The 11762-nt window shown below is 37.1% G+C and carries 12 protein-coding genes and 1 pseudogene; 5 read left to right on the forward strand and 8 right to left on the reverse strand.

The window, feature by feature from the left end; genetic code table 11:
• Positions 1-126 precede the first annotated feature (126 nt).
• Positions 127-552 (reverse strand): PH domain-containing protein, encoded by a 426-nt coding sequence (locus ABE65_RS06415; protein ID WP_066392602.1) that lies wholly within the window; start codon positions 550-552, stop codon positions 127-129.
• Positions 553-983: 431 nt separating this feature from the next.
• Here ABE65_RS06415 and ABE65_RS06425 point away from each other — a divergent pair, with 431 nt between their 5' ends.
• Entirely contained in the window at positions 984-2663 is a 1680-nt protein-coding gene (locus tag ABE65_RS06425) for a hypothetical protein (protein ID WP_066392608.1), read from the forward strand.
• A 54-nt stretch (positions 2664-2717) separates the two neighbouring features.
• On the opposite strand, the gene ABE65_RS06430 is transcribed toward ABE65_RS06425, so the two are convergent.
• Together ABE65_RS06430 and ABE65_RS22400 are read right to left on the reverse strand one after the other, a co-directional pair.
• On the reverse strand, positions 2718-3740 hold the full coding sequence (locus tag ABE65_RS06430) for a C40 family peptidase (RefSeq protein ID WP_066392609.1): 1023 nt from the start codon (positions 3738-3740) through the stop codon (positions 2718-2720).
• 891 nt (positions 3741-4631) lie between these two features.
• A pseudogene (locus tag ABE65_RS22400) lies at positions 4632-5184 on the reverse strand (site-2 protease family protein); the annotation flags it as partial.
• A 196-nt stretch (positions 5185-5380) separates the two neighbouring features.
• Between ABE65_RS22400 and ABE65_RS06440 the strand changes: the two are divergent.
• A complete protein-coding gene (locus tag ABE65_RS06440; protein ID WP_066392612.1) occupies positions 5381-5785 on the forward strand; it encodes a hypothetical protein in 405 nt (134 codons plus the stop codon).
• A gap of 37 nt (positions 5786-5822) precedes the next feature.
• Here ABE65_RS06440 and ABE65_RS06445 read toward each other — a convergent pair whose 3' ends face one another.
• The 3 genes from ABE65_RS06445 to ABE65_RS06455 all read right to left on the reverse strand — a co-directional run bounded on the left by ABE65_RS06445 (position 5823) and on the right by ABE65_RS06455 (position 8356).
• Positions 5823-6185, reverse strand: coding sequence for a hypothetical protein (locus ABE65_RS06445; RefSeq protein WP_066392613.1), 363 nt, complete (start codon positions 6183-6185; stop codon positions 5823-5825).
• 80 nt (positions 6186-6265) lie between these two features.
• Positions 6266-6844, reverse strand: a complete 579-nt coding sequence (locus ABE65_RS06450) for a GNAT family N-acetyltransferase (RefSeq protein ID WP_066392614.1) — start codon at positions 6842-6844, stop codon at positions 6266-6268.
• A gap of 15 nt (positions 6845-6859) precedes the next feature.
• The gene (locus ABE65_RS06455; RefSeq protein ID WP_066392616.1) at positions 6860-8356 is read right to left on the reverse strand and encodes an HD domain-containing phosphohydrolase; all 1497 of its coding nucleotides are present in this window, start codon (positions 8354-8356) and stop codon (positions 6860-6862) included.
• A gap of 294 nt (positions 8357-8650) precedes the next feature.
• Here ABE65_RS06455 and ABE65_RS06460 point away from each other — a divergent pair, with 294 nt between their 5' ends.
• Positions 8651-9379 (forward strand): TraR/DksA C4-type zinc finger protein, encoded by a 729-nt coding sequence (locus ABE65_RS06460; protein ID WP_066392619.1) that lies wholly within the window; start codon positions 8651-8653, stop codon positions 9377-9379.
• Positions 9380-9416: 37 nt separating this feature from the next.
• On the opposite strand, the gene ABE65_RS06465 is transcribed toward ABE65_RS06460, so the two are convergent.
• On the reverse strand, positions 9417-10052 hold the full coding sequence (locus ABE65_RS06465) for a LysE family translocator (protein ID WP_082861316.1): 636 nt from the start codon (positions 10050-10052) through the stop codon (positions 9417-9419).
• 149 nt (positions 10053-10201) lie between these two features.
• Here ABE65_RS06465 and ABE65_RS06470 point away from each other — a divergent pair, with 149 nt between their 5' ends.
• Positions 10202-10774 (forward strand): cysteine hydrolase family protein, encoded by a 573-nt coding sequence (locus ABE65_RS06470; protein ID WP_066392623.1) that lies wholly within the window; start codon positions 10202-10204, stop codon positions 10772-10774.
• Between the two features lie 118 nt (positions 10775-10892).
• Positions 10893-11129, forward strand: coding sequence for a hypothetical protein (locus ABE65_RS06475; protein ID WP_066392625.1), 237 nt, complete (start codon positions 10893-10895; stop codon positions 11127-11129).
• A gap of 42 nt (positions 11130-11171) precedes the next feature.
• On the opposite strand, the gene ABE65_RS06480 is transcribed toward ABE65_RS06475, so the two are convergent.
• Positions 11172-11726, reverse strand: coding sequence for a ribonuclease FAU-1 family protein (locus tag ABE65_RS06480; RefSeq protein WP_066392627.1), 555 nt, complete (start codon positions 11724-11726; stop codon positions 11172-11174).
• Positions 11727-11762: the final 36 nt, after the last annotated feature.

Genomic DNA, 11762 nt, shown 5'->3' on the forward strand with positions numbered 1-11762 from the left:
TTTCGAGGCGTTTTTATTTCACATGTTGGATTGTAATCGTATTCTTAAACTTTAATATTAACCGCCGATCGTTCCATCACGATCTAAGAAAACAGCTTGATAGGTTTCATTCATTAATAGCAGCTCCTAATCATATTTGATTGTTGCATTCGGACATCTTTCACTTAATTTTTGTAAAAATTCATCTCGATTTTTTGGTGAGATAAGAGCCATCCCAAACTGGTACGTAATATTAATTCTTTTCAAAGAGAGTGCGGGACTTGATATAGGATTCAGCGACTTATGTGCTGATGAAATTTCACGATAGGGAATTTTTTTGTTGATCGGACCACTTCTTATGATCAGTTCCTTTTCTTCTAGAATGTAATAAGTCGTAAACCAAAGCCAACTGATGAATCCAATTAAGGCAAGGTTAATGATGACCGTAATTAATATTCCTAATAGATTTGCCTTTTCTGTTACTAATGCATATGTACTGATGTAAGCCCCATAACCAACAGCGCCCCAGATGACCAATCCAAGCCACCAATCTTTTTTTGATGAGTATTTCATTGTGTAACAACTCCTATAAAGGGAATGATAGACATCGTTAAAAGATAAAGAATTAAAAATAAGAACAACGTAATGATTCCTGCATTTTTCTTTTGGTAAGCGAGTTTTAAAAAAGGAATCACTATAAAAAGTATAAGGAAATTAAGTAGAAGTTGGACGGGAGCTCTTGTGCCTTCAGGTAGATAGTTAGAAATTAAAAACGGCAATAGGTTAGGGAACACTATAACGACTAGTAAAGAATAGCCTAATAACCTAAACCTAAGGGACAAATCCCTCACATCCTTTTTATTCCATTATAAAGCAAAAACATAACGGTAGGTGCGTGTAATTCTAAGTTTTTCTCATCAAAAAATTTGTAATGGAACTTTTTACATATTCACTCGTATTGGTTAATAGGGTTAAGAAGTAAATGTTAAAAAAGGGGATAGTTTATGAACATCTTGTTATTTTCCATCATTGTGGGGCTTGCTGCAGCATTGGTAATATTTCCGATCTCTAGCAACAAAAAGCCTGTAAAAAAAGAAAAGAAAAATAATCTTACGGGTGCCATGATTGGTATCGTTATATGTACCATTCCTGTTATATTTGTTTTCTATTATATAACGAATCTTGATCGTAATTTTTCTTCCATTTGGATTTTAGCAATTATTGTGACTGCGATTGGTGCGTTCTTTGCAACAGGTAAAGAAAGGTTGATCAAGGTAGTCTTATTTCTTATCAGCTTGATTGTAGGCATCTATTTTCTTTCTGCCGGATTGTTCAACGCAGATGAAAAATATCAGGCATCTAAAATGATTGAAAAGACAGAGATCGAATCGTTTGATGAGAATGAAACTCCAGCAAGTGTTCCGCCAAAATTTGCAAGAAATAAAATGAGAAAGTCGTTTGGTCAAGTGCCAAACACGAGCTTTTATGAATTAGGAAATCTGCAGATTCAAAAAGTGGATGGTAAATATGTATATATCGCACCCGTAGAGTTCTCAGGACTTTTCAAGTGGTGGAACGGTGAAGTGACACCAGGATACTTTACATTAAGCGCGACTGATTCTTCAGCCAATCCAAAGTTTATTAAATCTGAGATGAGCTACACACCCTCTTCTTATTTTAATAAGAACGTTGAACGTCACATGCGTTCAAGTTTTCCAGAATACATTTTCTACGGAGATCCACAACTAGAGATCGATGATGACGGAAAGCCGTTCTACATTCGCTCCTATGGAGAGTTCATCTCAGCTCGTAACGGCTTTAAAGTAGAAGGTATTGTTGTAACAGATCCGGAAAATGGAAATACAAAGAAATATTTGATCAAGGATATTCCAGCCTTTATTGATGGAGCTGTATCTCCAGAAACAGTCAGTTTGCAAAACAGTTACTTTGGTAACTATGTGCATGGTTTCTTGAACAGCAAATTCGGTAAAAAGGATGTAAAACTACCGTCTGATGAAGGAACGGAAGCTAACGTAAGTCCAATTTTTGATGAGAATGGAGATATGTTTTATTTTACCGACTTCACAAGTCCGAAAGAGGGAGTCGACTCTATGCTTGGTTATTCTTTAACAGATGCAAGAACGGGGAAGGCAACCTATTACACTGGTAATCTTGAAGAGTCTTATATGGATTCTGAAGGAGCTTTAGAGATCATTGAAAAGAAATTTATCGAGAAAAAATGGGATGGAGAGATGCCTGTACTCTACAACTTTTATGGAGAAGCAAGCTGGCTGACCCCGGTTCTTGATTCGAATGGATTCTTGCAGAACTATTTTATCGTTTCTGCCGCAAATCCAGAGATCTCTGTATATGCCAATACACCGAATGCTGCAATAAAACAATATAAAACAGCATTACAAAGAGGCGGAGGATCTGTGGACGGAACTTCGAATGCGGAAGAAAAACAAATATCAGGAAACGTCCTGCGTGTTTATAAAGAAAAAGTTGGAGATTATACGATCGTATCCTTCTTATTGAATAACCGTAAGAGCTATATCGTCTCTTCAGAAAGTAACCCGTTAGCGATCTATTTAAAAGAACAAGATAAAGTTAATGTTACGTATCAAAATACAGGGGAAGCGTTCTTACCTGTAACGAAGATCGAAATAGATGGTTTAGAATAATATGAGATAACGAGAAAAAAAGGCAGAGCACCTTTGATTGTGCTCTGCCTTTTGCTATTGTTGTGGAATATATCTTCTTGCGCCTGAGAACTCTACTGCATATGCAGGAGCTGAGATCGGATCGAGTCTTACTGTAGAAGCCGTATTTGGAGAGTGGATCATCATACCGTTTCCTGCGTACATCGCAACATGATGAACGCGTCCTTTTCCTTCATCATAAGCAAAGAACATTAGATCACCTGGCTGCAGTTGATCTTTATCAACGATCAAGCCTTCTTTAGACTGTGGTCCAGAGTCTCGTGGTATCGTAATACCATTTGCTTTATGGATGGTGTGAGTAAATCCAGAGCAATCAAATCCAAATCCTGATGCACCAGCCCATAAATAGGGAAGACCGAGAAATTTCTTACCTTCTTCTACAAGAGCTTCTCCAGTTGGTACAGGAATATCACGTTCACTTTTGTATACTTTTGCGTCTTTCGCATCAAGCCAGCGCACTTTTCCTTCAGGGGTTAGAACAGCAATTGTTTTTGATAATTTTTTAATGACAGGTAACTTTGTGTTATAGCTTATTTCAAGATCTTTTTTGTGCCCGAATGGCCCTTTAAAAAGCCACGCTGTAGGACTTGTAATCAATGCAAAATGTTTTCCTTCGGTTTTTTTGAAATGGTCAGAATAAGTTAATTGTGCCAGTGGCATCCATCCTGGGTAGCCGAGCTCGTTTCTAGGAGTAGGCTGGCCGTAGACCGCAACTTTTACCCAGTCACCTTGTTGCTCTAAAATATGTACTTTTTGACCGTATAATGCTTGTGTTTCAAGCTCACCAACTAACCAAAGCTTTTCTTCGTATGTCATACTTGTTGTCCAGCTACGTAAGTCAACAGGTTGGGCAACGGATGCCTGATCTACCGGTCTTGCCGCATTCGGTCCTACCCAAAGGGTTGCTGCAGCAACATTCACATACATGTCACTTCCTACAATATCTTTCTCTGGTGTTCCTTTTTCTGCTGAAGCTGTGTTTGAAAAGATACCAAAAATAACAGCGAGTGAAAATAGGACTTTAAGAAATTTTTGCATCGTGATCTTCGCTCCTTTTTCTCTTTTTCTACACCATTCGTGTTATGGGTGAGGCATTCCTTTTATCTATCAGAAAGATAAGTCGAAAAGCCCTCTGTATGTTTTGAATATCTAAAGCCAATGTACTAGAAATAAAATCGTGCAGGTAAAAAGAAGGGTATAAAAAAACACCTCTATATAAGAGGTGTAAAGTAATCTAACTGATTAAGAAACGGTTTGCATCCATAAGTTGATTTCCGTAAACAACAAATGCGGATAACACTCCTGCTAATAATAGATACATGATCAACACGATGACTTTTGTTTTTGTGTTTGATACGTAATAGTTTTTCGTTTGTTCAAATTGTTTTTCCGTTTTAGCTTTTTCAGCTAACAAACTTTGTTCATATGCCTCAAATAGGTTGCTGTGGCTAAAGTTCGGAAGTTCCTCTATTGCTGCCATTTCTTCAGGATCAGCTTCTTGATACATGTTATGAATATACTCTCTCTGACGTTGATTGCTCTCATATTCTTTTAAGAGTGTTTGTAAGAAACGTTCACGATTGTTTAAAATTTCAATCTCCACTAATGTACGATGTTTACGAATTTTCTTCTTATCCTGCAGAACAGGGAACGAATACCCGGTTGGCATGTTTCGTTTAAGTCTATCTTTTGCAACGCGCACATCTTCTAAGTAAGTACCGATGATATAACCAAAGTTAGGCATGTCCTTGTACTCATCCATCTCTTGATTAATCTCTGTGAGTTTGTCTTGTTCTGATTGAAATAGCGTAAGTGTTTCTTTTAGTTTATCTTGTTCAAAGTCTTCACGTACTCGTTTCCACCAAGTTAAGATACCGAAAATAAAGACTAAGAAAATGATTGGATCCGGTGAGATGAACAAATATGGGATTACTAGCAATAAACCGATGAACCAGATCTTAGTAGATAGGACTCCGACGATTCTTCCCCCATCAAGTGGTGAGACTGGAAACAAGTTAAATAGATTGATTAAAGCCCCTAAGAAGATGACCAAGCCCCAAAATGGTTCTCCAGTCGTTTCATACAAAAACACAGCTGGTAAGAAAGACAATAATCCGAACAAAGGTCCTGCATATGCAATGTAAGCTTCATCTTTAGCATTTTTAGGCATTTCTTTCATACCGATTGCGGCACCCATAAACGGGATAAAAATCGCCGGGGATGTTTTAATCCCTTTTTGTTTAGCCGCAACTAAATGGCCCATCTCATGCACAAAAATTAAATAAACGATGGCTACTGCGAATTTCCAGCCATAAAACGCCGCGTAAGCTCCAAGAGATATGAACATAGAGATGAGTGTAGCAAATTTTCCTAATTTCAGTAGGCTGAATACCCACTTTAACTTACTTAGTAGAAATAAACCGATTCCCGCAATGATAGTCCATATGCGGGATTGGTTTTGTTTTTCAGCTTTTTGAGCCATAAATGAATCCCCCAACTATAGTTTCTTATTTCTATCTTAAAGGAAATACGTAGAAAGGGGAAAGAAGTTTCTTCTTTAAGAATTTCCTTAATAGACGGTTTTTTGAGTGAAAAATCGGGGTATACGACAATTAAGTACCCCTCTATTAATAGGAAAGTGTTGCGAATGCTGTTATAGATGAGAAGGAGTGATGAGTTTGGCTTTACATGACCATCCATATATTAATGAAGCATTTGTTCTAAACAAAACGGAAGTGATCAAAGCAGTGGAAGCCTATTTATTACGTGAAGGTTATGAAACGGGAGATAGCATGAAGGCAGATGGAGTAGATCTGATGGCAAAGAATGAATATCATACTCTCCTGATTGCAGCTCAAGGAAATTTGTCAGAACTGACTGCTTATCAGAAACAAGATGATTTTTCCATGCAACTTGTGAATCTACTAAAAAGTCATGAAAAAAACCCTGCTAAAACCCTTGTGCTTGCTCACCCAGACACTCCCAGCTATCGAGAAAAAGCGAACACGATCAAGCATGCGTTGGATGATCTTGGAATGGTAAGGTTTTGGGTCAAAGAAGACGGGACGATCGAGTGGGAATAGAAATTAAAGAAAAAGGCACCGGAGTAGAATTCCGGTGCTATTTTACTTTTTCGATTGTGTCGTGGCTTGCTTCATACAATTCTGGTAAAACTTCCATCTCTTCAATTTCGCGCTTTGTCTTTTCGGTTCCTAATAAGTAGAGATATCTAAATAGTTCGTAAACCAGTTTGCTGTCTTTTCCTCGATGATATTCAGCATGCGATTCAGAAAAGTGTCTTTTCGGTGAGAAGATATCCAAGCCTTCTTGCTTATTGTTTGCGTGCATTTTAGCAAATAGATGCTCGAGCTGTTGTTTTTCATCGTAGGATGCTTGAATTTCAAAATAATGAACATGATCGTCAGTAGGAAGTGGCTCCAAATCACCTTTAGCCGTTACATAAAACGTTCCTTTTTGTTCCATTATCAAAAACCTCCTTTTTCCTTTTCATACCTCAGTTAAGTTACTTTGAAACATAGGATGAAGAAAATAAAAACAAGAAGCTAGATGCTCTTAGCTTCTTGTTCGTATAGATCGGCATTCTTTTTTAGGAGGGAATAGATATACATATCAAAATAGTGATCACCAACTCTTTGATGTTCGCGTAATAATGCTTCTTCATGAAACCCGAGTTTAGTTACTAGTGAACGGGAAGACTTATTTTCTGGTCGGATCACAGCGGCTATTCGGTTAAATTCCATTCCGTTAAATCCATAATGAAGAATGGCTCGCAACGCTTCATTCATGAATCCGTTATGCCAATGAGCGCGGTTTAGTTCATAGCCCAACTCTGTTCTTCGATCTGATTTGCTCCAATTGTGAAACCCGCACGTTCCGATCAGCTTATCTTGTTCTTTTAGAATGATTCCCCACCGTATGGAGCTTCCTGTGGAGAAGCCTTTTTCAAAAGCTTGAATGAGCTCATAAGCCTCTTCTTCCTTTTTTAGAGGTTCCATTCCATAAAACTGTAATGCGTCAGCATCAGAGAACGCTTCATATATTTCTTTTACATCCGATTCTATTACAGGTCTTAATCTAAGCCTATCTGTTTCAATAACTGGAAAATGATCGTATGTATTCAAAAAAGACCTCCTGGTTTAAGAAATAGATTTTAATGACATCTCTTCAATGAAAAGTTGAGCTAAATATGGATCCCATTGTGTACCTTTTCCTTCTTCCAATATCGCCAATGCTTTTTCGTGAGTCATCCCTTTTCGGTAAGGTCTATCTGAGGTCATCGCATCGTACGCATCGGCAACTGCGATGATTCTCCCGAAAATAGGAATATTTTCTCCAGCCAGTTGTTCAGGGTAGCCCTTACCATCGTAACGTTCATGATGATAACGAACACCTGGAAGCAGCGGTTGCATAGCGTCAAAAGGCTGTACTTGCGCAAGGATATCTGCTCCTATAACTGGATGCTTTTTGATTTGTTCAAATTCCTCTGAAGTTAATTTGGCCTCTTTTAGTAAAACAACATCAGGAATTCCAATTTTTCCAATATCGTGCAAAAGAGCTGCTTTTCGAAGTTGGACCAATTGTTGAAACGGCAATCCTGCCATCTGACCAATCTTCATCGCATAATCGGCAACTCGTAAGCTATGCCCCGCTGTATAAGGATCACGTGCATCTAGTGTAGCAGCCATCGTCGCAAAAAAACTTTCAAGCAGCTGTTTATTTTCATGCTCTCGAGATTGTATCGCTTGCGCCATATGATTAAAACCTTTTATGAGTTTAGAAAATTCATCTGAGTACAGATCGTTGACTTTGGCGTTTGAATTACCGGTACGAACTTCATACATGCCTGCTTGAAGTTCGTTCATAGGCTGTTGAATATCTTTAAACAACAAATAGGCTCCATAGATCGCAAAAGAAATACCAATCAATAAGATAAAGAAAGCCCAGCTCCAATACGATCCATTTACTGGTGCTGAAAGATGGTATAAGCGTACTTGATTCGCAAGTGCGAATAAAAGAAGTGGAAACGTTCCTATAAATAAAGTACTCCACTGAATCTTTCGTTGAATAGATATATGTTTTGATGTTGCTAAAGAAAGTATTTTTCCATGGTCTTTCAGTGTTCGTTCTTGGATAGAACGAAGTACAGGCTGAACGGCTTTCGTTGTTAAAAAGAACTCAATAATGGCATGCATCCCTGCCACTAAGATCGCTCCGAGTGAGGCAAGATACATGTAATAATAGGGAAGTGATAAATAATCAAGTGAGATTGCAATAGCTGTTAAAGAAAGTGCTGGTATGGATAGTCCTAACAGATGCGGACCGAGAATTCGTTTTACCGTTCTGATCGGAAAGTGATGAGCGTGAAAATAGGTTTTTTCAGCAAGCTGTATGACAGGTTTTTGTTTGGAAAAGTAATTCTTAAATACAGCTGTATGCATACGAAAAAACACATATTCAAGTGAAAACATAATCATGCAAGAAGTGAGTAGAATACCACACAATATCATAAATTCCAACGTTGATAAGCGGAGTGTAGTAAAAACAAATACCCCTCCTACTCCTAATACAGCAGCGGTTGAACCAATCACATAATTTTTCAATAAACGTTTTTCAAAATTCTCGTAGATTTTCAAATTCCCCCGCCTTTCTTACTATTACTTTTAAAAAGATATTATTAGCATACCTTACAAAAAGTTGGAAAAAAAGCAATTTTTCAACACTTTAGAACATTTTTTGCTAAAAAATAGGTATTTGGATTTATAAATAAGAAATAGAAGAAAAAAGAAATGGGGGATTAAAAACGGAAGTTCTAGTGAGTTGTTGCTAAGTATAGCATGCATGATTATGGTGCAAAATACACAGGATGGATAATTATTCGGAATAAAGGGTATGAAATGGTATATCGAAGTAGGAAGGGAGATTGAATCATGGCATTATCTACACAAGAAATGGACCATTTTAAACAAATCTTATTATCACGAAAAGAAGAGATAAAAGGAATGAGAGAAAGAAACGACTCTTTTGGTAATGATTCAGAATTTCCGAAAGAATCAACGGGTGAACTATCGAATTATGATAATCATCCTGGTGATCTTGGTACAGAATTATTTGAAAAAGAAAAAGATATTGCTTTAAACGATTTACATGAAAAAGAGCTAGAAGATATTGAAACAGCTTTAAAGAGTATTGATAAAGGTGAATATGGAGTCTGTAAAACGTGCGGCGAGGACATTGTGAAAGAACGCTTAGAAGTAGTCCCTTTTACACTGTATTGTAAAGAACATAGTCCTGGACAAGATTCATCAGATGATCGTCCAATTGAGGAAGAAGTAATTGGTCCAGATTATAAAAATAGAAGCAATGATAATAAAGATGCTACGTTCTTTGACGGAGAAGATGCCTGGCAGTCCGTTGCTAAATATGGTACGAGTGAAACACCTTCAGACTTTACTGATCCTGACAAAAGAGACTATAACGAGATGTACGAAGACTCTGATGATGATGACGGGTTTGTAGAAGAATATGAAAGTTTTGTTGCTACAGACATAACAGGAAATGAAAGAAAGGTTGTCCAAAACAGAAACCATGAGGAATATGAAGAAGAGTTAGATAGGGAAGAAGAGAAGGAATCCGATCGAGAAAAATATGATAAGTAAAACAGAAGGCGCTGCGATTTTCATGCAGCGCCTTTGTTTATAAAAGTAAAGAATATAATCGATAAGCAAGGAAACTGGAAAAACCGATCAGACCGATCCCAGCTATTCTTGCTAGCCACCTAATCGTCAGCTCATTGATCAGCGAACGAAAAAAATGAACGGTAAAGGCTACATTTAGGTTCCACATGACAATCCCTGCAATGATACAAAGACTTAACCCTATTCTTATGAGTTCACTTGTTGTAGAAGGTATGCTTTGAAGTGAACCACCATAAACACCGAACCAAAACATGAAATTATAGGGATTCATAAGAGCGATAACAAAACCTGTCCAAAAAGGTCTTTTCTGTTCAATAGTATGCTCTGTTAATAACGGTAATGGTGCAACAGAATTTTTTATGGTTGATATTCCTAAGTAACTTAAGAGTAAAATGCCGATTAACAGCATGCAGATTGTTATCCATTTCTCTTGTAGAAAAGGCGAAAGTCCTAGGAATATAAAAGACATAAACAAAAAATCCGCACAAACTGCCCCAATCCCAACGAGCCAAGATGGCCAAAAACCCCCATATAATCCATGTTTAATCATCTCAAGTTTTATAGGGCCGATTGGAATAGCTAAGCTGATACCAAGCATAACAAAATGAATACTCAATATCATGATCTCGTTCAAAACTGCTCCCCCTATTCATAGGACTTGTCTAAGTTACTTCCAAAATATGAAAGAATAATCTGAAATAGTACGGAAGGAAAAATAAAAGACAAAGCGAAAAAGTTATGTAATCATTAAGAATTACATTCTGAATATAAGGAGATTGTAATGTGAAAGCATGTTTGCTTATTATTGATGTCCAAAAAGGATTCGATGATACAAATTTCTGGGGAGAACGAAACAATACGAATGCTGAAGAGAATATGCTTTTATTACTTGGTGCATTTCGAGAGGTTGGTTTACCGATCTTTCATGTGCAGCACCAATCAGAAAACGAAAACTCACCATTGCACCCTTCAAAATTAGGTTATCAGTTGAAAACAGGATTCGAACCTAAAACAGAGGAACCTTTGTTTATTAAAAATGTTAATAGTGCTTTTATCGGAACCGATCTTAAGGAGACATTAGAGAAAGAGATGATTAAACACATTGTTGTTATTGGTTTAACGACGAACCATTGTGTCTCTACAACTACAAGAATGGCGGCTAACTATGGTTATAGCGTATCATTAATTCATGATGCTACTGCTGCATTTAGTATCCATTCTTATAATGGAACCGTGTTTTCCGCTCAAGATGTACATGAGTCTGCACTTGCTCATCTTCATCAAGAATTTGCAGAAATAATAAGTACAGATGAAGCTCTATCACGGTGGGGAAGTATTTCTTCATACATGCAATAACAGACATAGACAATATTCCCCAGGAAATGTCGGATGTTGCTAATGGTTTAGAGGCTTTTAATTAGGGTAAAAATGTATATAACTAAATTAAAGAGAGTAATCTAGAGGTGTCTTACTGATGAATAGTGATCAAATCGAACAATTGATGAACAATCCTGAACAAGAATTAGAGTTTTGGAGAGAAGAAGATCAACAGCCTGAACTTGTAAGAATGAGGTATGTTCCGCAGGGTGAGGGAGGTTATTTCCAAGTTACTTTTTTAGATGAAGAAGAAGGAATCATCGGGTCACAAGTTTTGGATGAAGTAGAAGATGCTTTACGTTTTTTAGAAAAGAATAAGAATGTTAATAAATAGATGAACCAGAGGATAATGTCCCTCTGGTTTTTTTAGAATCTATCAATTAATTGAGAACCTTTTTTCTTGCGTCCATTCTGCAGCGTGCTCCATGCATGTTTCAAGCTGTTCAAATTTTCCTTCCTTGTACATTGAAATGATTTTTTGAGCTGTCTCATGAGCAAGGTTCATTTGATCTTTATTTATGTTTCCTTTTTTGAAAGCTTCCATCAACTCATTGTCATCTAGAAGAAAGAGCTCTTTGTCTGGAAGAATAACAATGTCTAAATAAAGATCATCAAACCAAGGGACTCCATTTTCATCCACTCCATGGTCGTTACACATATCAATGTAAAATTGAACAACATTACCTGTATTATCTAGTACCGTTGTAATCGTGTATTTCTCTTCCTCAGGAAAATGTTGCATCCACGTATAACCGGTGTCTGCGATACATACCTCATGTTCTTTATAATTAACGACTAAAGGATCAGAAACTTGCTTTAAATGAATAACTGTAACATGCCCTTTGAAACAAGAAGTTACCTTATGCGTGACTTCAAAATGTTTGTCTGTTACTCTTTTCCAATTTGGTCGATCTGCCGTTTTATGTTCCATTATCTTTCCTCCATTTTCTGGTAACAGTATATCCTA

The organism is Fictibacillus phosphorivorans, assembly GCF_001629705.1.
Lineage (GTDB): Bacteria > Bacillota > Bacilli > Bacillales > Fictibacillaceae > Fictibacillus > Fictibacillus phosphorivorans_A.

Coding starts and splice junctions, on each gene's coding strand:
- ABE65_RS06415 (WP_066392602.1), bottom strand. CDS start 552: ATGAAATACTCATCAAAAAAAGATTGGTGGCTTGGATTGGTCATCTGG.
- ABE65_RS06460 (WP_066392619.1), top strand. CDS start 8,651: ATGGCATTATCTACACAAGAAATGGACCATTTTAAACAAATCTTATTA.
- ABE65_RS06475 (WP_066392625.1), top strand. CDS start 10,893: ATGAATAGTGATCAAATCGAACAATTGATGAACAATCCTGAACAAGAA.
- ABE65_RS06480 (WP_066392627.1), bottom strand. CDS start 11,726: ATGGAACATAAAACGGCAGATCGACCAAATTGGAAAAGAGTAACAGAC.
- ABE65_RS06430 (WP_066392609.1), bottom strand. CDS start 3,740: ATGCAAAAATTTCTTAAAGTCCTATTTTCACTCGCTGTTATTTTTGGT.
- ABE65_RS06445 (WP_066392613.1), bottom strand. CDS start 6,185: ATGGAACAAAAAGGAACGTTTTATGTAACGGCTAAAGGTGATTTGGAG.
- ABE65_RS06425 (WP_066392608.1), top strand. CDS start 984: ATGAACATCTTGTTATTTTCCATCATTGTGGGGCTTGCTGCAGCATTG.